We start from the raw sequence: 25764 nt of genomic DNA, 5'->3' as shown, positions 1-25764 counted from the left end.
GGGAAAGCGCCTCAGGCGGCGACGGAGTGCTCGGCAGTGCTCACGCGGTTGCGGCCGCTGCGCTTGGAGACATAGAGCGCTTTGTCGGCGCGCTCCATCAGGCCGTGGGCGCCTTCGCCGCCCCGTAGCTCTGCGAGACCAGCGGAAATGGTGATGGCTCCGAGGTCGTCATTGGTGGAGCGGCGCTTGAGCATGCGTGAGCCGACCTCTTCGCGGATGTCCTCCAGCACTGCGGCCGCCTGCTCGACGCGCTCTCTCGGAAAGATGAGGGCGAACTCTTCGCCGCCATAGCGGGCGGCGAAGCGGGGCGGGGCGCCGACACGCCCGATCACGCTGGCGACATAACGGATCACCTGGTCGCCGGTCTGGTGCCCCCAGGTGTCGTTGAAGGTCTTGAAGTGGTCGATGTCGATAAGGGCGAGGGTCAGGTTCTGGCCGTCGGAGACCGCGTCGGCGCAAGCGCGGGCGAGTTCTTCATCGAAGGCCTTGCGATTGGCGAGGTTGGTGAGGCCGTCGGTAGTGGCTTCGCGGCGCACCTGCTCCAGGTGCTCGCGCAGCTTGACCACCTGGCTGGTCGATTCCGAGAGGCGGGACTCGAGGAGTTTGTTCTCCTGCTGCACCTGACGAGTGGCGCTGATCAGCGTGTCGACCATCGCCTTGAGATCGAAGCCGGCGGGGCCTGTGAGGGTGCGCGAGGCGCCCGCTAGGGTGTCGCCATAGGCTTCGCTGGATTTCTGGGCGGTCTTGATCGCCAGGCTGACCGCATCCAGTTCCTTGGTGAGGGCGTCGCCCGCGTCGCGGATTTGCTCGGAGAGTTTAGCTTTCGGAAGATAGGCGGCGGCCAGTTCGTCGGCGACAAGATCGGTGAAGGCTTCGCCCGTGGAGAGGAGGCGGGCGATCTCCCGCCCGAGAGGGCTGTCGGGGGCCCCGACGAAATAGGTCCAGAGTTCGAAATTGACGGGTGTCGGCCAGGCCGCGTGCGCCTCCATGGCCGCCAGCGCGTGACGAGCCAGCGCATAGGCGCCAGGGCCGCGCAGCTTGGCTTCGATCTCTTCGGACATTCTGTCTTTCCTGAGTTCCTTCAGGTCACGGCCCTGCGGGCTGCGCCCCGGAAGTGAGGTCAGACTTAGTGTAGAGAGTCGAACGACCCGTTAAGGCCGTTAGTTAAGCTTATTCTGCCGAAGGCGTCAGCGGCGTCCGGCGGAGCAGGAAGGCCGGCACGTCGGCGCCGAAACCCACCACTTCCTTGTCGCCCTTATCGCCTTTGTCGCTCTCGCTGCGACGTGCGCTTCGGCGCGGAGGTTCAGGCGCGAACGGCGCCGGTTCGGCGGCCTCAGCGCGTCGCGAGGCCTTGCGCTTCGGCGTCGGTTCCTCAGCGGGAGCGGGGACGAGGGGCTCCATCGCGGCGACTTCGCCATGCGGCGCCACGGGGCGGGGGCGCTCGCGACCACGGCCGCGCTCACTGCTTCGACCGCCCCGTTCACGGCCGTTCGCACGGCGCTCGTCCTTGATGGCGGCGAAGTCGACGCCTTCGATGGTCACCTCTTCGGGGACCTTGCCGATCAGCTTGAGCACCTTGTCGATGTTCTTGGCGTCGGCCGGCGTGACGATCATGAAGGCCTCGCCGGTGCGTCCGGCCCGACCTGTCCGCCCAATGCGGTGCACGTAATCGTCGGCATGGTGCGGCACGTCGTAGTTGAAGACGTGGCTGACGTCCGGAATGTCGAGCCCCCGCGCGGCGACGTCCGAGGCGCAGAGCAGCTTCAGGCCGCCATTGCGGAAGCTTTCCAGGGTCCGCATCCGGGTCGTCTGGTCCAGGTCGCCATGAATGGCGCCGGCGTCGAAGCCATGTTTCTTCAGGGACTTGGCGACGATATCGACTTCCGACTTCCGGTTGCAGAAGACGATGCCGTTCTTGATGTCGCTACGCTCGATCAGCATGCGCAGCGCGGTCCGCTTGGCTTTCGGGTCGGAGGTCGGCAGGCGCAGGATGTGTTGCTTGATGGTCTCGGCCGTGGTGGCCGGGCGCGCGACCTCGATCCGCTGCGGATCGTTCAGGAACTGTTTGGTGAGCCGGGTGATCTCGGGCGGCATGGTCGCCGAGAAGAACAGGGTCTGTTTCTTGGGCGGCGTCAGCTTGAAGATGCGTTCGATGTCCGGGATGAAACCCATGTCGAGCATGCGGTCGGCTTCGTCGACCACCAGGATCTGTACGCCGGTCAGCAGCAGCTTGCCGCGCTCGAAATGGTCGAGCAGGCGGCCGGGGGTGGCGATGAGCACGTCGACGCCGCGGTCGAGTTTCAGTTCCTGGTCGCCGAAGGAGACGCCGCCGATGAGCAGGGCCCAAGAGAGGGTGCGCTTCTGGCCCCTGGAGTAGCGCTCGAACGAGGCGGCGACCTGATCGGCCAACTCACGCGTGGGCGCCAGGACCAGCGAACGAGGCATACGCGCCTTGGAGCGCCCGGCCGCCAGACGCTCGATCATCGGCAGGGTGAAGGCAGCGGTCTTGCCGGTGCCGGTCTGGGCGATGCCTAGGACGTCGCGTCCCTGTAGGGCGACCGGGATGGCCTGCGCCTGGATGGGAGTAGCGGTCGTGTAGCCCGTATCGGCGACGGCCTGAAGCGTCGCGGGGGACAGGCCCAGTTCGGAAAATTCGGTCATTCAGCAGCAATGGGAGCGGAAAGTCCGCTCAGGGTCAAAAGCCGGCGACGAGCCGCGGCGGCGCGAACGGCGATCGCCGTGCGCGCCGGAAGATACGGCGTGACGGGCTCAAGTCAAATCTGTTCTGCAGAAGGCGGGGCGGCTTGCGCCGCGATCAAGCCGTCGGCCGTCCGCGCGGGTGCGGAGGACGCCGCCCGCAGGCGGCGTCCCCACCGGCGACCAAGCTCCATGCCTGGGCGCTCGATGAAGGCATAGAGCACCCAGGCGATCGGGATCAGCGCGGCGGAGGTGACGAGCACCGCCAGCGGGAAGGTGACGCCGGACCCGCCGGGGATCTCCTGGATGCGTTCGTAGACGCCGAGTTGGCTGAGCACGAAGATCACCTGGGGATGCCCGAGATAGAGGCCGAAGCTGATCTTGCCGAGGAACTCGGTAGCGGGATTGGAGAGGATGGCGAGAGGCCGTAGCGCCATGCCCAGGCAGATCAGCGCGAAGGGCGCGCCCCAGGCCATCATGTAGAGGATATTGACGGTCCAGCCGATGCGGCCGGCCAGCATGCTCGCGCTCGCCCACATGGCTACCGTCATCACAAGGCCGGCGATTGTGAGGACGCCGCCCAGCCGCGGGCTGGCGAACTGGGAGAGTCTGAAGGCGATCAGGCCAAAGCCGAAATAGGGCAGGTTGAAGAGCAGTCCATGGACCACGAAGGACGGGTTCAGCTTCAAGCGCGTGCCGGTCGCCGCGAAGACTAGGGCGAGGCCGCCGAAGGCCACGGTCACGAGGATCGCCCGCGGAAGCGTCCGGGCCAGGGCCATCACGAACGGGAAGATCACGTAGAAGAGCATCTCCACGCCGATCGACCACGACGCCGGCGCGATGCCGTCCACCGCGTCGGGAGCGAGGTTGAACAGGAAGGTCAGGCAGAGGACCAGGAGCGAGAGGGACGGCGGCGGTCCGCCGATCAGCGCCATGGCCGCCATCCAGGTCGCCAGGGCCAGGTAATAGAGGGGGGCGATCCGCAGCAGCCGCCGCAGGTAGAACTCCTGCAGCCGGCCGTCGCCGAATACGCGCCCGTCATAGCCGTAGGCGAGACTGAAGGCGCTGACCACGAAGAACAGCGGCACGCCGTAGCCGAAGAAGTCCTTCATGAACTCCAGGCTTTGCGGAACCGGCGCCTGGGCCAGGTGGATAACGTGGAAGATGACGATGGCGAACGCAGCGTAGGCGCGCAGGGATTCAACGCCGCCCAGCCGCGGACGACCGCCCGCATTGCTCGCAGAACCAGCAACCATAACTCACCTCCACCGTGGGGTGCGAAACTAGAGGTGGATTCGAGCCTCGACCAAACCCTGTGGGTCAGACGTCGAGATCGGCGGTCGCGAACTCGGCGTTTTCCTGGATGAACCGGAAGCGCAGCTCGGGCTTGCGGCCCATGAGCGCCTCGACCAGATCCTCGACCGTTTCCTCGGCGCGCGGCAGCGTTACGCGAGCCAGGGTCCGGCGGGCCGGATCCATGGTGGTTTCCTTGAGTTGGCCGGGCATCATCTCGCCGAGGCCCTTGAAGCGGCCGATCTCCGGCTTCTTGCCCTTGAACTCTGTGGCCAGCAGTTCCTCGCGGTGGGCGTCGTCGCGAGCATAGATGGTCTTGCCCCCGTGGCTCATCCGATAAAGCGGCGGAAGGGCGAGGTAGAGCCGGCCTGAGCGGATGAGCTCGGGCATGGTGCGATAGAAGAAGGTGATCAGCAGGGATGCAATGTGAGCGCCATCGACGTCGGCGTCCGTCATGATCACCACGCGCTCGTAGCGCAGCTCTTCTTCCTTGAACTTCTTTCCGGGTTGGACGCCGAGCGCCAACAGCAGGTCTGAAAGCTCCTTGTTGGCGATGAGCTTGTCGAGAGAAGCCGAGGCTACGTTCAGGATCTTGCCGCGCAGGGGCAGGATCGCCTGGGTCCTGCGGTCGCGGGCCTGCTTGGCCGAGCCGCCGGCGGAATCGCCTTCGACTAGGAAGATTTCGGTGCCGTCCGTCGCCTGGCCCGAGCAGTCGGCGAGCTTGCCCGGCAGCCGCAGCTTGCGGGTGGCCGAGGCGCGGGCGACTTCCTTGTCGCGGCGGCGCTTCAGTCGCTCCTCCGCGCGGTTGATCACGAACTCGAGCAGCGCCGTCGCGGCCTTCGGCTGGGCGGTCAGCCAGTGGTCGAACGGGTCGCGCAGGGCGTTCTCGACCAGGCGCTGGGCTTCGGACGAGGACAGTTTTTCCTTGGTCTGCCCTTGGAACTCCGGATTGGCGATGAAAACGCTGACCAGGGCGCCGGCCTGCGCGATCACGTCCTCCGCGGTGATGAGGCCGCCACGCTTCTCACCGGTGAGCTCGGCATATTGCTTGAGACCGCGGGTGAGGACGGCGCGTAGGCCCGCCTCGTGGGTGCCGCCTTCGGGGGTGGGCACGGTGTTGCAGTAGGACTGCATGAAGCCGTCGGCCTCGCCGAAGCCCGCGGGAGTCCAGGTGATGGCCCACTCGACCTTGCCGGTCTCGCCCGGCCGCTCGTAACGACCGGCGAAGGGGGCGGGCGTTACGGTCTCGATCGTCTTGACCCGCTCTGCCAGGAAGTCGGCCAGGCCGTTGGGGAACCGGAAGGTCGCCTCGGGCGGGGTCTGGTCGTGGATGCGGGAGGGATCGCAGCTCCAGCGGATCTCGACGCCGCCGAAGAGATAGGCCTTGGAGCGGGCCATCCGATAGAGGCGCGCAGGCTTGAAGGCGCAGCCCTCGCCGAAGATCTGCTCGTCGGGCAGGAAGCTGATGGCCGTGCCCTTCTTGCGGGTCGGGTTCAGCTTTTCGATGGAGCCGAGGGGCTTGCCGCGGCTGAAGGACTGACGCCACTCGAAGCCGTCCTTCCACGCGGTGACGTCCACGCGCTCGGATAGGGCGTTGACCACCGAGACGCCGACGCCGTGCAGTCCGCCGGAGGTCTCGTAGGCCTTGCCGGAGAACTTACCGCCCGAGTGCAGGACGGTCATGATGACTTCAAGGGCCGATTTGCCCGGATGCTTGGGGTGCGGATCGACGGGAATGCCGCGGCCGTCGTCCTTCACCGTCAGTCGGCCGTCGGCGTCCATGCGGACCTCGATGACCTTGGCGTGGCCGGCCACCGCCTCGTCCATGGCGTTGTCGAGGACTTCGGCGAACAGGTGGTGCAGCGCCCGCTCGTCGGTGCCGCCGATGTACATGCCGGGCCGCTTGCGCACCGGCTCCAGCCCCTCGAGGACCTCGATGTCCTTGGCCGAATAGCCGCTCGTCGGCTTCTCGCTCAGCACCTCTGGATCGGGGCGCGGCTCATGCGGCTGGGCCAGCGGCGCAGCCGGCGCAGGATTGAGGGCGTCATCGAAAAGGGAGGCTTGGGGGGGAGCGGCCTGGGACATGCGACCCTGAAAATGGAACGATTCGAGGTCGCCATATGAATCGCCCAGGCGTTCAAATCAATGCGACCGGGCGCTGCCGCCTCTCACGCCTGTCCGTTACGCAACTCCAGGGAGCCGCATGATGAGGATATTGCCGCCCATATTGGTCCTGGGCCTGTTGATCCTGATGGCCCTGCTGAGGGCTGGCGCGCCGGGCCCGATCATTCCGCCGCCTTGGCCGTGGCTGGGCATGGTCCCGTTGCTGGCGGGCCTGGCGCTGCTGATCGCGGGGTCAGGGCGGTTCAGAGAGGTCGGGACCAATATCAAGACCTTCGACGAGCCGGATGTCCTCGTCACCGACGGGCCGTTCCGTTTCAGCCGCAACCCGATGTACCTGGGCTTCCTCCTGCTCCTGACGGGCGTGGCTGCGATCATGGGGGCGGGCAGCCCCTTCGTCGGCCCGCTGGTCTTCGCGCTCGCCGCAGGGCTCTGGTACATCCCATATGAGGAACGTGCGATGCGCGCCAAATTCGGCGAGGCCTACGAGGCCTATGCCCGGAGGGTGCGCCGCTGGATCTGAGACCTGGATGCGAAAAAGGCCGCGGATCGCTCCGCGGCCTTCGTGTTTTCGCTTCAAGCGTCGACTAGCACGCGAAGTACATGTCGAATTCCACCGGGTGCGGGTGGAGCTGGAGGCGCATCACTTCCTGCATCTTCAGCTCGATGTAGGCGTCGATGAAGTCGTCGTCCATGACGCCGCCGGCCTTCAGGAAGGCGCGATCCTTGTCGAGGTTTTCGAGGGCTTCACGCAGCGAGCCGCAGACTTCCGGAACCTTCTTCTGCTCGCGCGGCGGCAGATCGTAGAGGTTCTTGTCTTGCGCCGCGCCCGGGTCGATCTGGTTGATGATGCCGTCCAGGCCGGCCATCAGCAGGGCGACGAAGGTCAGGTAGGGGTTGCCCATCGGGTCCGGGAAGCGGGCTTCGATGCGCTTGGCCTTCGGCGAGTCGACGTGCGGGATGCGGATCGAGGCCGAGCGGTTGCGGGCCGAGTAGGCCAGCTTCACCGGGGCTTCGTATCCCGGCACCAGACGCTTGTAGGAGTTGGTGGTCGAGTTCGAGAAGGCGTTGATCGCCTTGGCGTGCTTGATGATGCCGCCGATGTACCAAAGGCACATCTGCGACAGGCCAGCGTACTTGTCGCCGGCGAACAGCGGCTTGCCGTCGGCCCAGATCGACTGGTGGACGTGCATGCCCGAGCCGTTGTCGGCGAACATCGGCTTGGCCATGAAGGTTGCGGTCTTGCCGTAAGCCGCCGCCACGTTGTGGATGACGTACTTATAGAGCTGCATCCGGTCGGCCATGGTGATCATGGTGTCGAACTTCAGGCCGAGTTCGTGCTGGGCCGGCGCCACTTCGTGGTGGTGCTTTTCCGGCTTCATGCCGAGCTCGCCCATGACCGCCAGCATTTCGCCGCGCAGGTCCTGGGAGGAGTCGACCGGGTTGACCGGGAAGTAGCCGCCCTTCGGGCCCGGGCGATGGCCCATGTTGCCTTCCGGATAGGCCTTGTTCGAGTTCACCGGTAGTTCGGTGGAGTCATAGGAATAGCCGGTGTCGTGCGGCGCGGTGGACCAGCGCACGTCGTCGAAGATGAAGAACTCGGCTTCCGGGCCGAAGAAGACGGTGTCGCCGATGCCCGAGGACTTCACGTAGTTCAGCGCGGCCTTGGCGATCGAGCGCGGGTCGCGGTTGTACGGGGTGCCCGTGTCCGGGTTCACGATGTCGCACATCAGGGCCAGCGTGGTCTGCTGGTAGAACGGGTCGATGATCGCGGTGTCCAGGTCCGGACGCAGCTTCATGTCGCTTTCGTTGATGGCCTTCCAGCCCGCGATCGACGAACCGTCGAACATCGTGCCGTCGGTGAGGAACTCATCATCGACAAGGTCAATGTCGAAGGTGACATGCTGCATCTTGCCGCGAATGTCGGTGAAGCGGACGTCGACGTACTTGACGTCCTTTTCCTTGATCAGATCCAAAATGTCCTTGGCGGTGGTGGCCATGGTCGTATCCCCTTGAAGAAGTCCGAAATTCTCGTGTGTCAGACGGCCGCTGCGCCGGTCTCTCCGGTGCGGATGCGCAGTACGTCCGAGACTTCCGAAACGAAGATCTTGCCGTCCCCGATGCGGCCCGTGCGCGCGGCGCTGACGATGGCTTCCAGCGCAGCCTCGAGTTGATCGTCAGCCACGACCACCTCGATCTTGATCTTAGGTAGAAAGTCCACGACGTACTCGGCGCCGCGATAAAGCTCGGTGTGGCCTTTCTGACGACCATAGCCCTTGGCCTCGATCACCGTCATGCCTTGGACGCCGAGCTCCTGAAGAGCTTCTTTCACTTCGTCTAGTTTGAACGGTTTGATGATGGCTTCGATTTTTTTCATACCAAGCTCACGCGTGTGCGCCGCCGAAGCGGTCGAGGGCTACGAGCACGCTCCGGGCAAGCTCTACAAGAGGCATGGGCTTGCGGTTCCGTCGCGGGATCGTGCGATAATGGGAATGCCTAGAATTTGATCAGGTGGCGCCTCCAATCCGATCAGCGCAGGAAATCCGCTTTTTTGCGCTGCTCAACAATGCGTCGCGCACCTGACTTGGCCGTGGAGGGAAGGACAGCATGGACGACAGGACGCCAGTTCTAATCGGCGCGGGGCAATTCACGTACAGGGGCGAGCCCGGCGTTTCTCCTTCCCCCACGGAACTGCTGAAGATTGCAGCGGAAAATGCCGCAAAGAACGCCGGTCTTGCCGTCGAAAAGCTCAGCGAGATCGACGGGCTGGCGGTGGTCGGCTTCACCGTGGACGCGCCAGGCGGCGCCCGCGTCGTGCCGCACTCGACCAATCCGCCCGTCACACTGGCGAAACGAATCGGCGCTGAGCCGGCCTATGCCGTTTATTCACACATGGGCGGAAACAGCCCGCAGCAACTGGTGAACATCGTCGCCGAACGGATCGCCAAAGGGGAGACGGAGTTCGCGCTGGTGGTCGGCTGCGAGTTCCTCGGCTCGGCCACCAAACGTCTGAAGGCTGGGCTGGGCTTCGATAATTGGGACGACGCCGAGGACCTTCCGGAACCCGAGCGGGTCGGGGATCCACGTCCGGGCGTCACGCCCTACGAAGCCAAGCACGGCCTTGGCCGGCCGATCAATTGCTATCCCTTGTTCGAGAACGCCCTTCGCGCGCGCGATGGCCGCTCGATTCCCGATCACCAGAAGCGGCTGGGAAAGCTGTTCGCGCCCTTCACCAGGGTGGCTGCGAAGAACCCGATCGCCTGGTTCCCAATCGAGCGGTCGGCCGAGGAGCTGGTGACGGTCGATGACCGGAACCGGATGATCGGCTTCCCCTATCCAAAGTACCTCAACGCGATCATGGAGGTGGATCAGTCCGCCGGCGTGCTGGTGACCAGCCTGAAGAAGGCGCGCGAGTTGGGCGTGGCCGACGACAAGCTTGTCTATCTGCACGGCTGCGCCGACGCCTCGGACCTCTGGTATCCGCTGGATCGCCAGGACTTCCATTCCAGCCCTGCCATGCGGCTCACCGGCCAGCGGGCGCTGGAGATGGCCGGCGTCGGCCTGGGCGACATCGCCCATATCGACCTCTATTCCTGCTTCCCAGTCGCTGTGGAGATCGGGGCCGAGGAACTGGGTCTGTCGCTGGACGACCCGCGCGGACTGACGGTGACCGGCGGTCTGCCGTACATGGGCGGTCCGGGCAACAACTACGCCATGCACTCAATCGCCGAGATGACGCAGCGACTGAGGGCGGATCACGGAGCCTACGGGCTGATCACCGCCAATGGCTGGTTCCTCACCAAGCAGTCGACGGGGATCTATTCGACCAGACCCCCGGCCAAGCCGTTCGACCGCCAGGACCCGAAGGTGCTGCAGGCTCAGATCGACGCCCTGCCGCATCCGCCTGTCATCGAAGAGCCAAGCGGATCAGCCACAATCGAAACCTATACGGTGGTGCACGGCCGCGAAGGGTACATGATGGGCATCGTGGTCGGACGTGATTCCGAGGGTCGGCGCTTCGTCGCCAATACGCCCTCGGACGAGGCGACCCTGGCCGATCTGGAGGCCCGGGAAGCGATCGGACGCACGGGGACCGTGAGCCGCTCCGACGACGGCGCCCGCAACATATTCGTACCGGATTGATCTGATGTCGCGACTTTACCTGATCCGCCATGGCAAGCCCGCAGCCGTCTGGGGCGAAGCCGACGAAGACCCCGGCCTCGACGAGGCCGGAAAGGCCCAGGCCAATGCGGCGCGCGACTATCTGATGTCGCTGCCGAAGGCCGATCGTCCGACGCGGGTCGTCAGCTCACCCCTGCGCCGGTGTCGCGAAACCGCGATGCCGACGGCGGAGGCGCTGGGCGTCGAGGTCGAGATCGATCCCTTGGTCGGGGAGATCCCGACCCCGCAGGCGTTGAACGCCGAGCAGCGCCCGGCCTGGCTGAAGTCGGTCTTCCAGGGCCGCTGGAAGGACGTCGAGGGCGATCTCGACTATGACGCCTGGCGCGGCGACGTGGTGCGGGCGTTGTATGCGCGCGCCGGCACGGCCGTCTTCTCGCACTACGTGGCGATCAATGCGGTGGTGTCGCAACTGGCCGGCGACGAGCGGGTGCTGGTCTTCCGACCGGACCACACTTCGATCACCACCTTGGAAACTGACGGTGAGCGCTTGACCTTGGTGGAGCAGGGGCGCGAAGCCTCGACCCAGGTCCTCTAGTTTCCGCAGGAGCAGCGCGTGATTGGGCGCAAGGTGCTGACTGTCGCCGAGATCGCCGGCGCCGATCGAGAGGCGATCGCGGCCGGCACGCCGGGTGCGGTGCTGATGGAGCGCGCCGGGGCCGCGGTGGCTGAGGCTATCGCCGAGCGGTTCTCGCTGCGGCCGGTCTGCGTGGTCTGTGGGCCTGGCAACAACGGCGGCGACGGATATGTGGTCGCGCGGCTGCTGGCTGAGCGCGGCTGGCCGGTAGAGGTGAGGGCGCTTGCCCCGCCAACGACGCCGGACGCCCAGGCTGCAGCAGCGGCGTGGGGCGGGGAACTGGCCGCCTTCGATGCGCCGCTGAACGCCCGGCTCTATGTGGACGCCATGTTCGGCGCGGGCCTTGCCCGCCCCCTGAGCGGTGAAGCGGCGGCGATGGCCAACCGGCTGGCGGCGCAGCCCGAGGCGGTCGTGGCGGTCGATGTGCCGTCCGGGCTGCTGGGTGACACCGGCGCGCCGGTCGGGCCGGTGGTGATCGCCGGGCTCACGGTCACGTTCCATGCCAAGAAGCCGGCGCACGTGCTTCAGCCGGGACACGAGCTGTGCGGCGAGGTGCTGGTGGCCGACATCGGGCTGGCCGATACGCCCAGCAATCTCATCGAGAACGGGCCGGACGTCTGGCTGGCGCATTTCCCCTGGCCGGCGGTGAACACCCACAAGCACGCGCGTGGCCGCCTGGTGGTGGTGTCGGGTGAGGCGTGGAACACTGGCGCCGCCCGGCTGTCGGCCCGCGCAGGCCTGCGGATGGGAGCCGGGCTGGTGACGGTGCTCTCGCCGTCCGAGGCGCTGCCGGTCAATGCGGCGCACCTGGAAGCGGTCATGCTGAAGGGTTTCGACACAGAGGCCGAGCTGGAACAGGCGGCGGCCGACGTTGATGCGGCGATCATCGGTCCGGCGGCCGGGATCACCGAGAACACTCTGGTCAACGTGCTGGCCCTGGCCCGGACCGGCGCGGCGCTGATCATCGACGCCGACGCCATCACCGTCTTCCGGGACGATCCGGAAGAGTTGTTCTCGGTGCTCGACGTGGACGACGTGCTCACGCCGCATCCCGGCGAGTTCGAGCGGCTGTTCCCCGGCGTGCTCAAGGACGCGCCCGAGCGCATCACCGCTGCGCGTAAGGCCGCCCAGCGCGCCGATGCGATCGTGCTGCTGAAGGGCGCCGACACGGTGATCGCGGCGCCAGACGGCCGCGCCTGTGTGAACACCAACGGCTCGCCCTGGTTGGCGACGGCCGGATCGGGCGACGTACTGGCCGGGTTCATCGGGTCGCTGATCGCCCAGGGCATGGAAAGCTTCGAGGCGGCGTGCGCCGCGGCCTGGATCCACGCCGAGGCGGCTGAACTGCACGGGCCGGGGCTGATCTCCGAGGACCTGCCGGGCCTGGCGCCGGCGGTGTTGCGCCGTCTCTATGAGGGACGTGTCGGCTGACCGCGAAGAAGGGGTTGGTGCGGGCGAGAGGACTCGAACCTCCACGCCTTGCGGCGCTGGAACCTAAATCCAGTGCGTCTACCAGTTCCGCCACACCCGCATCCGCGCCCACATAAGTGATCGCGGCCTTGAATCGCAAGGACATCCGGCGAGCGCCGCCTACCGGCGAAGACGGCCGTAGGTGAGGCGCACGCGGACCGTGCAGGTCAGCCCGCTCCATTAGGGGGGAGGGCGGACGTTTCGGTGTCGGCGCCGCCAGCCGTACCTTGTGGCGCGGCCAGAGCACCGTCTTTGCGCTTGGACAGACGCGTACGAAATGACATAAGAGCGCCCGCTCGCCGCCGCTCGTCCGGCGGCGCATACCTTTTCACCCCTAGGGCGGATCTGCCGGCGCGAGCCTGCGCCGCACTCCGGAATTCAAGAATGTCGATGCAGATCGTTGAAAAGTCTGGCGAAGGCCTGAGCCGCGTCTATGGCGTGACCGTCCCGGTCGCGGACCTGAACGAGCGGCTCGAGGCGCGGATCACCGAGATCACGCCGCAGCTCAACATCAAGGGATTCCGTCCCGGCAAGGTGCCGGCCGCCCACGTTCGTCGTCTGCACGGCAAGGCCCTGATGGCCGAAGTCGTCGAGCAAGCCATCTCCGAAACCGCCCAAAAGGTCCTGGAAGACAACAACCTGCGTCCCGCTGGCGAACCGGACCTGAAGCCGGAAGGCGACATCGCCCAGGTGATCGAGGGCAAGGCCGACCTGGCCTATGAAATGGCCGTCGAGCTGATGCCGGACTTCGAACCGGCCGACCTGTCGAAGATTTCGCTGACCCGTCCGGTCTACGAGCCGACCGAAGACGAGGTGAACGAAGCGGTCGAGGAACTGGCCAAGCAGAACCGGACCTACGAGCCGCGCACCGGCAAGTCGCTGAAGGCCAAGGACGGCGATCAGGTTCTGATCGATTTCGTCGGCCGTATCGACGGCGAAGCCTTCGACGGCGGTTCGGCCACCGACACCGAGCTGACGCTCGGCTCGGGTCAGTTCATCCCGGGCTTCGAAGAGCAGCTGGTCGGCGCCAAGCCGGGCGACGAAGTCATCGTGAAGGTCGCCTTCCCGGCCGATTACCAAGCCACTCAGCTGGCCGGCAAGGACGCCGAGTTCACCACCACAGTGAAGGAAGTCCGCGCCCCGGTGGAATCCAAGGCTGATGACGCCATGGCCGAGCGCCTGGGCATCGAGAGCCTGGAGAAGCTCAAGGAACTGTTGAAGTCCAACCTCGAAGCGCAATACGCCGGCGCCTCGCGCTTCAAGCTGAAGCGCGCCCTGCTGGACGTGCTGGACGAGAAGCACGACTTCCCGCTGCCGCCGAAGATGGTGGAAGCCGAGTTCGCCGCGATCTGGCAACAGGTCCAGGCCGACAAGGAACGCGGCTCGCTGCCGCCCGAAGACACCGAGAAGTCGGACGACCAACTGCAGACCGAGTACCGCAAGATCGCCGAGCGCCGCGTGCGCCTGGGTCTGGTGCTGGCCGAGATCGGCCGCGTGAACAACGTGCAGGTGACCGAGCAGGAACTGGTCGACGCCATGCGCAACGAAGCCATGCGCTATGGCCCGCAAGCCCAGCAGATCTTCGACATGTTCCGCCAGAACGCGAACATGCAGGCCCAGCTCCGCGCGCCGATCTTCGAGGACAAGGTCGTCGACCTGATCATCGGCAAGGCCGAGGTGAAGGACGAGAAGGTCTCCAAGGACGAGCTCCTCAAGGAAGACGACATGCCGGAAGGCTACGCCGACTAAGCGCCGGCCGATCGGGTTTCGGATCTACGGAAATCCCTCCCCATCGGGGGAGGGATTTTCTTTAGGGCCGATCGGTCACCTTGCGCTTGCCCCTCCGTCACGCGATATCGGAGGGGAACGCGGCTCTGCGCGCAGAGTCGATCCATAAGAGAGGCTTCCCTTTATGCGTGACCCGCAGATCACCGCGCTGAACCTGGTGCCCATGGTGGTGGAGCAGACCAGCCGCGGCGAACGCGCCTTCGATATCTTCTCGCGCCTGCTCAAGGAGCGGGTGATCTTCCTGAACGGTCCGGTCGAGGACGGCATGTCGGCGCTGATCTGCGCCCAGCTCCTCTATCTCGAGGCCGAAAACCCGAAGAAAGAGATCCAGATGTACATCAACTCCCCCGGCGGGGTGGTGACGTCCGGTCTCGCGATCTACGACACCATGCAGTACATCCGCTCGCCGGTCGTGACGCTCTGCATGGGCATGGCGGCCTCGATGGGCTCGTTCCTGCTGATGGCTGGCGAGAAAGGCCAGCGTATCGCACTGCCGAACAGCCGCATCATGGTGCACCAGCCCTCGGGCGGTTACTCGGGCAAGGCCTCGGACATCGAGCGCCACGCCGAGGATATCATCAAGACCAAGCGCCGGCTGAACGAGATCTACGCCAAGCACACCGGCCGTTCGTACGACGAGGTCGAGGAGAAGCTCGACCGCGACACCTTCATGACCCCGGAAGAGGCCAAGGAGTGGGGTCTGGTCGACCACGTGATCGAACGCCGCGCCGAAGACTGATCTGACGATGCCGCGCCACGTCCTGATCGTGGGCGGCTCGGGCATGCTTTCCGAAGTTGCAAGGGCGCTCGCCAGGGATGGCGGGCGCCTTTCGCATTTGTCCCGGCGAGCTTCGGCGGCGTGGGGCGAGGACGGCTACGACTGTGACTATCACGACGAGGTGCGGTTCGCCGCAGCCCTCGACCTCGCCATAGGGCGATGGGGCAGGCCCGACTTGGCTATCGCCTGGTTCCGAACGCTGAAGATCGCCGCGCCCCGGCTGCTGGCTCAGGCCGTTGACGGGCGGATGTTCCAGGTGCTGGGCAGCGGCGTGGCCGATCCGCAGCAGCCCGACCGGCTGAAGACGGCCGCGGCGGTGGCTGAGGGCCTGGAAGGCTGCCGACTGCGGCAGGTGGTGCTGGGCTTTCGGGTCGAAGATGGCGGCGCGCGGTGGCTGCGCCATGAAGAGATCGCCTTGGGCGTGCTCGGCGCGATCTCGGCCGATCGGACGTTCAGCGTGATCGGGGAGGTCGACCGTTGGCGGGCACGGCCTCGAAGCGCCTGATCGCTTGCGCCAGCAGGTGGGCGCGGCCTGCCTCGTCGTTCACCTCGAAGCGATCGAAATCGAGGCCGGCCTCATCGCGCAGGTCGGCGAAGAGGCCTTTCGGGTCCTCGTGGAAGTGCAGGAAGGCCTTGGCGCGCAGGTAGAAGACGCCGCGCTTCTTTTCGGCGAGACCAGGAAGGGTGCGGATCTGGGCCAGCAGCGGCTCGAGCAGGTCGAGGCTCTCCTGGCCGGCGTGGCGCATCAGTCCTCTCGCGGATACTGCGCCGGACGGGCCAGGTAATAATCGGCCGCCGGCAGGCCATCGACGGCCTCGACGGCGGCGTTGAAGATGCGCTGGTCGAAGCCGCCCCGGGCGGCGCGCTTGGCGAGGCGCTGGGTTTCGATCTCCTCCATCGTCAAGCCGCTGGCCTGCGCCAGGGCGGCGATAACCTCCATGACGTCGGCGAGTTCGGCCGCCAGCTCGGCGGGAGAGGCGGCGTCGCGAACTTCGCCGGCTTCTTCGGCCAGCTTGTTCTTGAGGGCTGAAACAAACTCGTCGTGGTCGAGCTGGCGCTCGAAGACCGCCAAGCCCTGGTCGCGCATCATCTGCGGCAGCCCGTCGCGGATCAGTTTCTGAACCCGGAAGCGCATCGGTCAGGGCTTCTCCACGAAGACTCGATAGCCGGGCTCTTCGGCGATGGCGAGCATCTCACGATCGCCGCTGGTGTCGCCATAGGCCGCGCGCAGGCGGATGTCGGCGCCGAAGACCTCCTGCAGGCGAAGGACTTTCTCGGCGCCGCGGCAGTTGGCGCTGGCGAAGGCTCCGGTCGCTCGGCCCTGCTCGTCGAAGACCAGTTCGGTGCCGAGGATCATGTCGGCGCCCAACCCGCGGGCGAACGGCGCGACGATGAGCTGTGGCGAGGCGGTCACGATCACCAGCTTGGCGCGCCGCTGGCCCCATCGGCGCCAGATGCGCAGGGCGTCGGGGCGAAGGAGGCGAGGGGCCATGAGCGTCGCGAAGGTTTGAGCGTCGGCCTCCAGCCGCTCGCGCGGGACGCCGCGCAGAAACTCGCGCGTGGCGGCCGCCTTGATCCGGCCCCGGTTGCGATGGCCCAGATAGGCGATCGCGGCCGGCGCCAGCCTGATAAGGCCGAGGTGATAGCGCACCGCGCCCGCCCGCCAGCGCAGGAACGCCGTGTAGCTGTCGCGTATGGTCAAGGTTCCGTCGAAGTCGAACGCGACGACGCCCGAGTCTTCGATGCGCTCGTCCTGAGATTCCAACGAGGCGCCTCCTATGCGCCGTAGTTGTCGTTTAGCCATCTATCCCCCAACACGTCGCGTACTGCGACATGTCAACTCAGGCGCCGATACCAAGGCTCGTGAAATTTGGGCTTCGCGAGACCTTGTTCGGCCTTGCGCGCCGGCTCTCTTGCGCCAGTTCGACACAATCCCATCTAGAGATTCGGACATGCCCGCTATCGGACGCCCCACAGCCAAATGTCACGGACGCATGTCGAAGGCTTGTGATCGCGGCTCGGATCGGGGAATGTCAAGGATTAGAGAACCCCAGGCACGTATCCTGCACACATGATGTCAGGGGCCAGGCCCCAGGGGACAGCGAAGGCGAAGACTTTCCGTCGGCGTCGTCGAGAGAGTGAGAAAACGACCATGACCAAGGCCGCAAGCGGGGACTCCAAGAGCACGCTGTATTGCTCTTTCTGCGGCAAGAGCCAGCATGAGGTCCGCAAGCTCATCGCGGGTCCGACCGTGTTCATCTGTGATGAATGCGTCGAGCTGTGCATGGATATCATCCGGGAAGAGCACAAGATTTCCTTCGTGAAGTCGAAGGACGGGGTCCCGACTCCGAAGGAGATTCGTGAGGTTCTCGACGATTACGTGATCGGGCAGGACCACGCCAAGAAGGTGCTCTCGGTCGCCGTCCACAATCACTACAAGCGCCTGAACCACGCGACGAAGAACAACGACGTCGAGCTCGGCAAGGCCAACATCCTGCTGATCGGTCCGACCGGCACCGGCAAGACCCTGCTGGCGCAGACCCTGGCCCGAATCATCGACGTGCCGTTCACCGTGGCCGACGCCACGACCCTGACCGAGGCCGGCTATGTCGGCGAGGACGTCGAGAACATCATCCTCAAGCTGCTGCAGGCGGCCGACTACAATGTCGAGCGTGCGCAGCGCGGCATCGTCTATATCGACGAAGTCGACAAGATCAGCCGCAAGTCCGACAATCCCTCCATCACCCGCGACGTGTCGGGGGAGGGCGTCCAGCAGGCGCTGCTGAAGATAATGGAAGGCACGGTGGCTTCGGTCCCGCCCCAGGGCGGCCGCAAGCACCCGCAGCAGGAGTTCCTGCAGGTCGACACGACGAACATCCTGTTCATCTGCGGCGGCGCCTTTGCAGGGCTTGAAAAGATCATCTCGGCGCGCGGGCAGGGCACATCGATCGGCTTCGGCGCCAAGGTGTCCGACCCCGACGAGCGCCGCACCGGCGAGATCTTCCGGCAGGTGGAGCCGGACGATCTGCTGCGCTTCGGCCTGATCCCGGAATTCATCGGCCGTCTGCCGGTGATTGCGACCCTGGACGATCTGGACGAGGTCGCGCTGGTCAAGATCCTGACCGAGCCGAAGAACGCCTTCGTCAAGCAGTACCAGCGCCTGTTCGACATGGAGAACGTCGGCCTGACCTTCACCGACGACGCCCTGCTGGCAGTCGCCCGCAAGGCGATCCAGCGCAAGACCGGCGCACGCGGTCTCCGCTCGATCCTGGAAGGTATCCTGCTCGACACCATGTACGAGTTGCCGACCTACGACGGTGTCGAAGAGGTGGTGGTGAACGCCGAGGTGGTTGAAGGCCGCGCCCAGCCGCTGGTCATCTACGCCGAGCGTCGCGATAAGGGCGGCGCCGCCTAGGCACGCGGTCCGGCAGATAACGACAAAGGCCCCGCGGATGAACCCGCGGGGCCTTTTGCGTGGCTGTTCATGGTCAAGACCGATCTGGGGCAGGGAACACAAAACGTAACATTTCGGCCTGGGCGCCCTGGACGAAATGTTGAAAAACCCTAGAGCTGGCTGCTCATCGGAAGGCGCCGCTTGAATATCGAACGCGCCTTTTCCTAGACAGAACGTCGCGCAGTTTGCTGCTGCGCTTGAATGCCGGTGCGAAGCGTCCACATAAATGAACCGAAGCGCCGCCTGCAAAGGCGGGACGGGCCGTCCGACTCAGACGCATCGTCTGATGTGACCGCGGTCCGGGGGCCGAGCCTGAACTCGCAACGGGCCGGCAGGAGTAAGAACGCATCATGTCCGAGATTAAAACCCTTCCCATTCTACCGCTGCGGGACATCGTGGTGTTCCCGCATCAACCGGTGCCGCTCTTCGTGGGCCGGGAGAAATCCGTACGCGCGCTCGAAGAGGCGATGCGGGGTGAAGGCAAGCAGATCCTGCTCGCGACCCAAAAGGACAAGGACGACGACGATCCGTCGCCCGAGGCCATCTATGACGTCGGGGTCGTGGCGACGGTTCTGCAACTGCTGAAGCTTCCCGACGGCACCGTGAAGGTGCTGGTCGAGGGCAAGACGCGGGCCGGCATCTCGCGCTTCACGGCGCAAGAGGAGTTCTATGAGGCCGAGATCGCCCCGATCTCGGAAGACGGCGGAGCTTCACCCGAGGCCGAGGCGCTTTCGCGCGCGGTCGTCGAGCAGTTCGAGAACTACGTAAAACTGAACAAGAAGGTGCCGCCCGAGGCGCTGGCTTCGATGCCGCAGGTCGATGCGCCAGGCGAACTGGCTGACCGTATCGCCAGCCACCTGTCGGTGAAGATCGCCGAGAAGCAGAGCCTGCTGGAGATCTTCAACGTCGTGAAGCGCCTGGAGAAGGTCTACGCCCTCATGGAGGGCGAGATCAGCGTCATGCAGACGGAGAAGAAGATCCGTAACCGCGTGAAGCGCCAGATGGAGAAGACGCAGCGCGAGTACTATCTGAACGAACAGATGAAGGCGATCCAGCGCGAGCTGGGCGAGCAGGACGATCAGCGCGACGAACTGATCGAGCTCGAGAAGCGCATCAAGAAGACCAAGCTTTCGAAGGAAGCCCGGGCCAAGGCCGAGGGTGAGCTGAAGAAGCTGCGCAACATGAGCCCGATGTCGGCGGAATCCACCGTCGTTCGGAACTATCTCGACTGGCTGCTGTCGATCCCGTGGGGCAAGGCCAAGACCAAGCCCATCGACTTGGTCAAGGCCGAGGAAATCCTGAACCGTGACCACTTCGGCCTGGAGAAGGTCAAGGAGCGCATCTTGGAGTACCTGGCCGTGCAGGCCCGGGTCGGTTCGCTGAAGGGCCCGATCCTCTGCCTTGTCGGTCCTCCCGGCGTGGGTAAGACTTCGTTGGGCAAGTCGATCGCCGAGGCGACCGGACGCGAGTTCGTGCGCGTCTCCCTGGGCGGCGTGCGCGACGAGGCCGAAATCCGCGGTCACCGCCGGACCTACATCGGCTCCATGCCGGGCAAGATCATTCAGTCGATGAAGAAGGCCAAGTCGAACAACGCCTTCTTCCTGCTGGATGAGATCGACAAGATGGGCTCGGACTACCGGGGCGACCCGGCCTCGGCCCTGCTCGAAGTGCTGGACCCGGCGCAGAACTCGACCTTCGGCGACCACTATCTGGAAGTCGATTACGACCTGTCGCCGGTGATGTTCGTCACCACCGCCAACAGCCTGAACATGCCTCAGCCGCTGCTGGACCGGATGGAGATCATTCGGATCCCTGGCTACACCGAGGATGAGAAGGTCGAGATCGCCAAGCGGCATATCCTGCCGAAGCTGACCAAGGACCATGGCCTGAAGCCGGAAGAGTTCATCGTTCCGGACGCGACCATCCGTGACCTGATCCGCTACTACACCCGGGAAGCCGGCGTCCGCTCTCTGGAGCGGGAACTGGGCGCCCTGGCGCGGAAGACGGTGCGTGACCTGGGCCGCGAGCAAGTGGCCTCGATCACGGTCGATGACGAGCGGCTGGCCAAGTATGCGGGCGTCCAGAAGTATCGCTACGGCGAGACGGACACCGAGGACCAGGTCGGCATCATCACGGGCCTCGCCTACACCGAGTTCGGTGGCGACATCCTGACCATCGAGGCGGTCAAGATGCCGGGTAAGGGCCGCATGTCCATCACGGGCAACCTGAAGGACGTGATGAAGGAGTCCATCGCCGCGGCGAACTCGTACGTCCGTAGCCGGGCCACCCGGTTCGGGATCGAGCCGCCGATCTTCGAGAAGACCGACGTGCACATCCACGTGCCGGACGGCGCCACGCCCAAGGACGGGCCGTCCGCAGGTGCGGCCATGGCCACGGCGATTGTCTCGGTCCTGACCGGGATCCCGATCCGCAAGGACCTCGCCATGACCGGCGAAGTCACGCTGCGGGGTCGGGTCACAGCCATCGGCGGCCTGAAGGAGAAGCTGCTTGCAGCGCTCCGCTCGGGCGTGAAGACGGTGCTGATCCCGCAGGAGAACGTGAAGGACCTGGCGGACATCCCGGACAACGTGAAGTCGGCGCTTGAGATCGTGCCGGTCTCCAACGTTGACGAGGTGCTTGCGCGGGCCCTGACCGAGCCGCTGACGCCGATCGAATGGAACCCGGCGGAGCAGCCGCCCGTCTCGGTTCCGGCCGAAGATGGCGCCGACGAGGCCGTCATCACCCACTAATCAGTGGAAAAGTGACGCAAATTCTGGCGGCGCGGGGCTTTCCCGCGCCGCCTTTGTTTGACGGGCGAAAAACGGCGCCCATAATCGCGCAACGCGAAGCAGCCTCGCGCATCCGCGAGAGGGCCGCGGTTTGGGACAACGGGCTGGGAGAGACAGAATGACCAAGGCCGAACTCGTCACGGCGATCGCCGACCAGGCGGGCCTGAACAAGGCGCAGGCGAAGGACGCTCTGGAAGCGTTCATCGACAGTGTGACGGCGTCGCTCAAGGCGGGACAGGAAGTGCGGCTCGTCGGTTTCGGTAGCTTTGTTCCTGTTACGCGCGCGGCGGGCACGGCCCGCAATCCGCGGACCGGCGAGACGGTCAACCGCCCCGCCTCGAAGACCGCACGCTTTCGGGTGGGCGAGGGGCTCAAGAGTTCGCTGAACTAAGCAGCTCCGTATCAGTTTGTTGGGGGCGGCCTCCGGAAGCGGAGGTCGCCCTTTTGCCTATTTATGGGGCGGCTAGCTCAGTTGGTCAGAGCACCTGGTTTACACCCAGGGGGTCGGGGGTTCGAACCCCTCGCCGCCCACCAGCCATCACCCATTACGCGCGCTACAGCTTGGCAAGCGGATTGGGCGCCCGCGACGAGGCTGGCCGGGGCAACGTATGAAGCACGTCAATATCTTGCAGAGCATCGAGGACCCGGCGCGGGGCTATGTCGGCCTGACGGGCGATCTGCGCGCGCGCGTTCGTAAGCACGATGCGGGTCACGTCGCACACGCATCGAAGTACGGTTCCTGGCGAGTGAGAACCTACTTCGGGTCCAATGATCGGGGCCGCGCCATATTTGAGCGGTGTTTGAAGGCCGCGTCAGGGCGCGCCTTCACCAGGAAGCGACTGTGACCATGCTCTACCGTCCCCTCGGCCGGACCGGCATGACGGTTTCCGAAATCGGTTTCGGCTGTGCGTCCTGGTGGGGACAGGCGCGGTTCGACGAGCGCGAGGCGGTCCGCCTGGTGCATGCGGCGTTGGACGGCGGCGTGACCTTCTTCGACACCGGCGCGGCCTATTCTGGCGGGGAGGCCGAGCCGCGGCTCGGGCGGGCCTTGCGGGGGAGAGACCTTGGCCGGGTGGTCGTGGCGACCAAGGCCGGCACCTATCACGATGGGCGCCGCATCGTACGCGACTTCCGTCCCGAGGCGATCGAAGCCAGCGTCGAACGCAGCCTGGGCCGGTTGGGGCTGGATACCTTGCCCCTGCTGCAACTTCACGGTCCGGCGGTCGCCGAACTCGACGAGGAACTGCGTGGTCGTCTGGCGCGATTGAAGCAGCGAGGCCTCATTCGGGCGCTCGGTGCGAACAGTTTCGATCCCACAGTCATTGAGCACCTCATTGGCCTGCCCGAGTTCGACGTAGTCATGGTCGACTACAATGTCCTCCGTCCGGAACGCGCGCCGCTGATCGCCGAGGCTGCGGCGGCAGGCAAAGGGGTGCTGGCCGGAATGGCCCTCGCGATGGGACATGCAAACCGGCAGGTCTTCAGGCTGCGGGCGCCGAGGGATGTCTGGTACGTCTTGCGAGCGCTGAAGAACCATCGCGCCGATATCGGCAAGGGCGCGCGGTTCGGCTTCCTCTCGCAGCTTGATGGCATGACTGCCTCGCAGGCGGCCCTGGCCTATGTGCTGTCCGATCCGAACGTCTCGTCCGCGGTCATCGGCACAACCCGCATGGCGCACCTGACGGAGAATCTGGAAGCTTCAGGCCTGGAGCTGCCGGCCGCCACGCGCGCCAGGATCGAGGAGGCTCAGCGGTTTGGCATCGGCAGGTGACGCGAGGGCGCCCTTTTCCTGATCCGCCAGAGGCGTAATCTGCCGAAAAATAACGACAACTAGGGCGGAGACGAGTGATGGCTGAGGACCTCGGACCCCTGGGATGGGCGCTGGAAACCGCGCATCTGCCGGCCCTGGCGGCGGCGATGGTGCATCTGACCGGCGATCCGACTTGGCTGAGGCCCGAGTGGCGGCCGACCTACACGCCACTGTCGCGGGGCGAGACCGGGCTTCCCCTCGAAGAACAGGCCAAGATGCGCGCGGCCGCGAAGGTGGCCATCACCGACTATCTGGCGGGCAAGCGGCCGATGGCGCAGACGCCTGGTCCGGAACTCGTCCGCCAGATGATGAGCTTCGTCGCCGGGGCGGAAATTCCGGATGGCTATGGCGAGTTCCTGGCCGACGAACTGGCGCTCGACGGCCATTCCAGCAAAGAGCCGAACTGGGGGGAGGGCACGCGGGCGGCCGCCCGCCGCCTGCACGTACTGGTCGTCGGGGCCGGGATGTCAGGTCTGCTTACGGCTTTGCGGCTGGAACAGGCTGGCGTCTCCTACGAGGTGGTCGAGAAGAACGCCGACGTCGGCGGCACCTGGCTGGAGAACAGCTATCCGGGCTGCCGAGTGGACTCCTCCAACCACATCTATTCCTACAGCTTCGAGCCCAACCATTTCTGGCCCCAGCATTATTCGACCCAGCCGGTGCTGCTGGACTATTTTCGGGGCGTCGCCGACCGCTACGACCTGAAGAAGAAGATCCGGTTCGACACCGTCGCCGAGGAGATGGTCTGGGACGAGACGCGAGGGCTCTGGAATATCCGGGTGAGGACGCCCACAGGCTCCGAGCAGGTCGAGGCCAACGCCGTCGTCACTGCTGTGGGGCAACTGAACCGCCCGCGCTATCCTGAGATCAAGGGGAGGGAGCGCTTCGCCGGCCCAACCTTCCACTCCGCGGAGTGGCGTCACGACGTCGACCTGAGCGGCAAGCGGGTAGCTGTGATCGGCACCGGAGCCAGCGCCTATCAGTTCGTACCGGAGATCGCGGGAAAGGTCGCCAGCCTGACGGTGTTCCAGCGCACTCCGCCCTGGGGTTTCCCGGTCGCCCACTATCACGAGGACGTCCCGGAGGGGATGAACTGGCTGATGGAGCACGTGCCGTTTTACGACAAATGGTACCGCTTCTGGATGTTCTGGATGGTCACTGACGGGCTCCTGCCCATGGTGACGGCCGATCCGAACTGGGCGGGGCCGCCGATTGCGGTAAGCGAGCTGAACCTGGGCTTTCGCCAGATGATCGCCTCGGCGATCGCGGTCCAGGCCCCGGGCAGGCCGGATCTCGTCGAGAAGGTGATCCCCACCTATCCGATCGGCGGCAAACGCGCACTGCTCGACAACGGTGTCTGGATGGCGGCCCTGCAGCGCGACAATGTCGAGCTGGTGACCGACCCGATCGCCGAGATAACCGAGGTGGGAATCGAGACCGCCGACGGCAAGTCGCGCGAGTTCGATGTCATCATCTACGCCACGGGCTTTCACGCGTCCCGCTTCCTGTGGCCGATGAAGATCAAGGGAAGGGGCGGGGCCGACCTGCACGAGACCTGGGCCGGCGACGCCAAGGCCTATCTGGGGATGACGATCCCGCATTTCCCCAATCTCTTCATGATCTATGGCCCCAACACGAACATCGTCGTGAACGGCTCGATCATCTTTTTCTCGGAATGCAGCGTCCGCTACATCATCGGGTGCCTGAAGCTGCTGGCCGAGACCGGCATGATCGCCATGGAGCCGCGCCAGGATGTCTTCGAGGCCTTCAATACCCGGATCGATGAGGGAAACCGGTTGATGGCCTGGGGCGCGCCGCAGGTGACCAGTTGGTACAAGAACGAAACTGGGCGGGTGAGTCAGAACTGGCCGTTCGCCCTGGTGGACTACTGGCGCGCGACTCTGGCGCCCGATCCCAACGATTTCGTGCTGAGCCGCAGCGCCGAACTGGTGAGCTGACAGGGCTGCTAGCGGCCGGCGAGCCACGCGCTATAGCTTGCTCAGTCAACGCACGAGGTCGCCATGTCCCTGAAGCTCAACGTCATCGTCTGCTCCACCCGTCCTGGGCGGGTCGGGATTTCCATCGGGCGATGGTTCGAGGGCTTCGCCAAGGCGCACGGCGGGTTCGATGTGGCCCTGGAGGATCTCGCCGCCTTCGAGCTCCCGGTGTTCGACGAGCCGCACCATCCGCGCCTGCGCAAGTACGAGCACGCCCACACCAAGGCCTGGAGCGCCAGCGTGGAGCGCGCCGACGCCTTTGTCTTCGTGACCCCTGAGTACAATTTCGGGCCGCCGCCCTCGCTCGTGAACGCGATGAACTATTTGGTCCAGGAGTGGCGGGACAAGGTGGCCGGGTTCGTCAGCTACGGCGGTGTCTCGGGCGGAATTCGCGCGGTGCAGGCCGAGAAGCTGATGATGACCAGCTTCAAGATCATGCCGCTGCCCGAGCAGGTGATGATTCCTAACTTCGCCCAGCACTTGGATGCGGAAAAGCAGTTCACGCCGAATGACCTGCACACCGCCTCGGCCACCGCAATGCTGGACGAACTGGTCCGATGGGCGGGCGCGCTGAAGACGATGCGCGGCGGCTAAGTCCAAAGAGGGGCTGGTCGGGATTCAATTCCGGCCAGCTCCCATTCGCAAACAGCGCCTCGCGATGCGACGAGTTGAAGCGCGCCGACTTGGGGGCTTTGTTGGCCGCTTCGATTGTAAGGGTGAAGTGGCGCGAATGACGGGGCTCGAACCCGCGACCTCCGGCGTGACAGGCCGGCGCTCTAACCAACTGAGCTACATCCGCTCGCTAATCGCT

Annotated in this window: 23 protein-coding genes and 3 tRNA genes; 15 read left to right on the top strand and 11 right to left on the bottom strand. The window is 65.4% G+C overall.

The annotated features are described in order from the left end of the window. Positions 1-11: 11 nt before the first annotated feature. The 4 genes from ABID41_RS13775 to parE form a co-directional block, all read right to left on the bottom strand. The gene (locus ABID41_RS13775) at positions 12-1061 is read right to left on the bottom strand and encodes a GGDEF domain-containing protein (RefSeq protein ID WP_331932047.1); all 1050 of its coding nucleotides are present in this window, start codon (positions 1059-1061) and stop codon (positions 12-14) included. Positions 1062-1170: 109 nt separating this feature from the next. Then, a complete protein-coding gene (locus ABID41_RS13770; RefSeq protein WP_331932048.1) occupies positions 1171-2661 on the bottom strand; it encodes a DEAD/DEAH box helicase in 1491 nt (496 codons plus the stop codon). A 113-nt stretch (positions 2662-2774) separates the two neighbouring features. Then, a complete protein-coding gene (locus ABID41_RS13765) occupies positions 2775-3953 on the bottom strand; it encodes an acyltransferase family protein (protein WP_331932049.1) in 1179 nt (392 codons plus the stop codon). A 64-nt stretch (positions 3954-4017) separates the two neighbouring features. Continuing rightward, complete coding sequence (parE, locus tag ABID41_RS13760) at positions 4018-6075, bottom strand: DNA topoisomerase IV subunit B (RefSeq protein ID WP_331932050.1); 2058 nt, start codon at positions 6073-6075, stop codon at positions 4018-4020. Between the two features lie 118 nt (positions 6076-6193). On the opposite strand from parE, the gene ABID41_RS13755 reads away from it, so the two are divergent. Next, a complete protein-coding gene (locus ABID41_RS13755; protein WP_331932051.1) occupies positions 6194-6634 on the top strand; it encodes a methyltransferase family protein in 441 nt (146 codons plus the stop codon). Positions 6635-6698: 64 nt separating this feature from the next. Here ABID41_RS13755 and glnA read toward each other — a convergent pair whose 3' ends face one another. Beyond that, positions 6699-8111: a type I glutamate--ammonia ligase gene (gene glnA / locus ABID41_RS13750; RefSeq protein ID WP_331932052.1), complete on the bottom strand. Its 1413-nt coding sequence runs from the start codon at positions 8109-8111 to the stop codon at positions 6699-6701. Positions 8112-8149: 38 nt separating this feature from the next. After that, on the bottom strand, positions 8150-8488 hold the full coding sequence (locus ABID41_RS13745) for a P-II family nitrogen regulator (protein ID WP_331932053.1): 339 nt from the start codon (positions 8486-8488) through the stop codon (positions 8150-8152). Between the two features lie 230 nt (positions 8489-8718). On the opposite strand from ABID41_RS13745, the gene ABID41_RS13740 reads away from it, so the two are divergent. Genes ABID41_RS13740 through ABID41_RS13730 form a run of 3 tightly spaced genes read left to right on the top strand, consistent with a single transcriptional unit; the run spans position 8719 to position 12298 of the window. Then, positions 8719-10254, top strand: coding sequence for an acetyl-CoA acetyltransferase (locus tag ABID41_RS13740; RefSeq protein ID WP_331932054.1), 1536 nt, complete (start codon positions 8719-8721; stop codon positions 10252-10254). Positions 10255-10258: 4 nt separating this feature from the next. Continuing rightward, a complete protein-coding gene (locus tag ABID41_RS13735; RefSeq protein ID WP_331932055.1) occupies positions 10259-10828 on the top strand; it encodes a histidine phosphatase family protein in 570 nt (189 codons plus the stop codon). A gap of 21 nt (positions 10829-10849) precedes the next feature. Beyond that, complete coding sequence (locus tag ABID41_RS13730; protein WP_354298076.1) at positions 10850-12298, top strand: NAD(P)H-hydrate dehydratase; 1449 nt, start codon at positions 10850-10852, stop codon at positions 12296-12298. A gap of 15 nt (positions 12299-12313) precedes the next feature. On the opposite strand, the gene ABID41_RS13725 is transcribed toward ABID41_RS13730, so the two are convergent. Continuing rightward, positions 12314-12398 (bottom strand) — tRNA-Leu (locus tag ABID41_RS13725). A gap of 329 nt (positions 12399-12727) precedes the next feature. Here ABID41_RS13725 and tig point away from each other — a divergent pair. From tig to ABID41_RS13710, 3 genes are all read left to right on the top strand, one after another. Beyond that, the gene (gene tig / locus ABID41_RS13720) at positions 12728-14086 is read left to right on the top strand and encodes a trigger factor (protein WP_331932056.1); all 1359 of its coding nucleotides are present in this window, start codon (positions 12728-12730) and stop codon (positions 14084-14086) included. Between the two features lie 163 nt (positions 14087-14249). Then, positions 14250-14864, top strand: coding sequence for an ATP-dependent Clp protease proteolytic subunit (locus ABID41_RS13715; protein WP_331932057.1), 615 nt, complete (start codon positions 14250-14252; stop codon positions 14862-14864). 7 nt (positions 14865-14871) lie between these two features. Continuing rightward, positions 14872-15408 carry a Rossmann-fold NAD(P)-binding domain-containing protein gene (locus ABID41_RS13710; RefSeq protein ID WP_331932058.1) on the top strand — a complete coding sequence of 179 codons (537 nt, stop codon included), beginning with the start codon at positions 14872-14874 and terminating at the stop codon, positions 15406-15408. On the opposite strand, the gene ABID41_RS13705 is transcribed toward ABID41_RS13710, so the two are convergent. The 3 genes from ABID41_RS13705 to ABID41_RS13695 are packed head-to-tail and all read right to left on the bottom strand — an operon-like array spanning position 15356 to position 16707. After that, positions 15356-15649 (bottom strand): hypothetical protein, encoded by a 294-nt coding sequence (locus ABID41_RS13705; RefSeq protein WP_331932059.1) that lies wholly within the window; start codon positions 15647-15649, stop codon positions 15356-15358. The two genes, ABID41_RS13710 and ABID41_RS13705, sit on opposite strands and share 53 nt — an antisense overlap. Further along, positions 15649-16038, bottom strand: coding sequence for a nucleoside triphosphate pyrophosphohydrolase (locus ABID41_RS13700; protein ID WP_331932060.1), 390 nt, complete (start codon positions 16036-16038; stop codon positions 15649-15651). The genes ABID41_RS13705 and ABID41_RS13700 overlap by 1 nt, the downstream gene beginning before the upstream one ends. A 3-nt stretch (positions 16039-16041) precedes the next feature. Then, positions 16042-16707 (bottom strand): HAD-IB family hydrolase, encoded by a 666-nt coding sequence (locus tag ABID41_RS13695; RefSeq protein ID WP_414695987.1) that lies wholly within the window; start codon positions 16705-16707, stop codon positions 16042-16044. Between the two features lie 348 nt (positions 16708-17055). On the opposite strand from ABID41_RS13695, the gene clpX reads away from it, so the two are divergent. The 8 genes from clpX to ABID41_RS13655 all read left to right on the top strand — a co-directional run bounded on the left by clpX (position 17056) and on the right by ABID41_RS13655 (position 25547). After that, positions 17056-18318: an ATP-dependent Clp protease ATP-binding subunit ClpX gene (clpX, locus tag ABID41_RS13690; protein WP_331932062.1), complete on the top strand. Its 1263-nt coding sequence runs from the start codon at positions 17056-17058 to the stop codon at positions 18316-18318. A 389-nt stretch (positions 18319-18707) separates the two neighbouring features. Further along, positions 18708-21107: an endopeptidase La gene (lon, locus tag ABID41_RS13685; RefSeq protein WP_331932063.1), complete on the top strand. Its 2400-nt coding sequence runs from the start codon at positions 18708-18710 to the stop codon at positions 21105-21107. A gap of 157 nt (positions 21108-21264) precedes the next feature. Next, positions 21265-21537, top strand: a complete 273-nt coding sequence (locus tag ABID41_RS13680; protein ID WP_331932064.1) for an HU family DNA-binding protein — start codon at positions 21265-21267, stop codon at positions 21535-21537. A gap of 66 nt (positions 21538-21603) precedes the next feature. Continuing rightward, positions 21604-21680 (top strand) — tRNA-Val (locus ABID41_RS13675). A gap of 74 nt (positions 21681-21754) precedes the next feature. After that, the gene (locus ABID41_RS13670) at positions 21755-21991 is read left to right on the top strand and encodes a GIY-YIG nuclease family protein (protein ID WP_354297870.1); all 237 of its coding nucleotides are present in this window, start codon (positions 21755-21757) and stop codon (positions 21989-21991) included. A 2-nt stretch (positions 21992-21993) separates the two neighbouring features. Beyond that, a complete protein-coding gene (locus ABID41_RS13665) occupies positions 21994-22917 on the top strand; it encodes an aldo/keto reductase (protein ID WP_331932065.1) in 924 nt (307 codons plus the stop codon). A gap of 77 nt (positions 22918-22994) precedes the next feature. Beyond that, entirely contained in the window at positions 22995-24914 is a 1920-nt protein-coding gene (locus tag ABID41_RS13660; RefSeq protein ID WP_354297869.1) for a flavin-containing monooxygenase, read from the top strand. Positions 24915-24977: 63 nt separating this feature from the next. After that, positions 24978-25547, top strand: coding sequence for an NADPH-dependent FMN reductase (locus ABID41_RS13655; RefSeq protein ID WP_354297868.1), 570 nt, complete (start codon positions 24978-24980; stop codon positions 25545-25547). A 128-nt stretch (positions 25548-25675) separates the two neighbouring features. Here ABID41_RS13655 and ABID41_RS13650 read toward each other — a convergent pair. Next, positions 25676-25752, bottom strand: a tRNA-Asp gene (locus tag ABID41_RS13650). Positions 25753-25764: the final 12 nt, after the last annotated feature.

It is taken from the genome of Phenylobacterium koreense (genome assembly GCF_040545335.1).
Lineage (GTDB): Bacteria > Pseudomonadota > Alphaproteobacteria > Caulobacterales > Caulobacteraceae > Phenylobacterium > Phenylobacterium koreense.
Note: the sequence above shows the minus strand (reverse complement) of the source record. Positions and strands in the feature narration are given on the sequence as shown.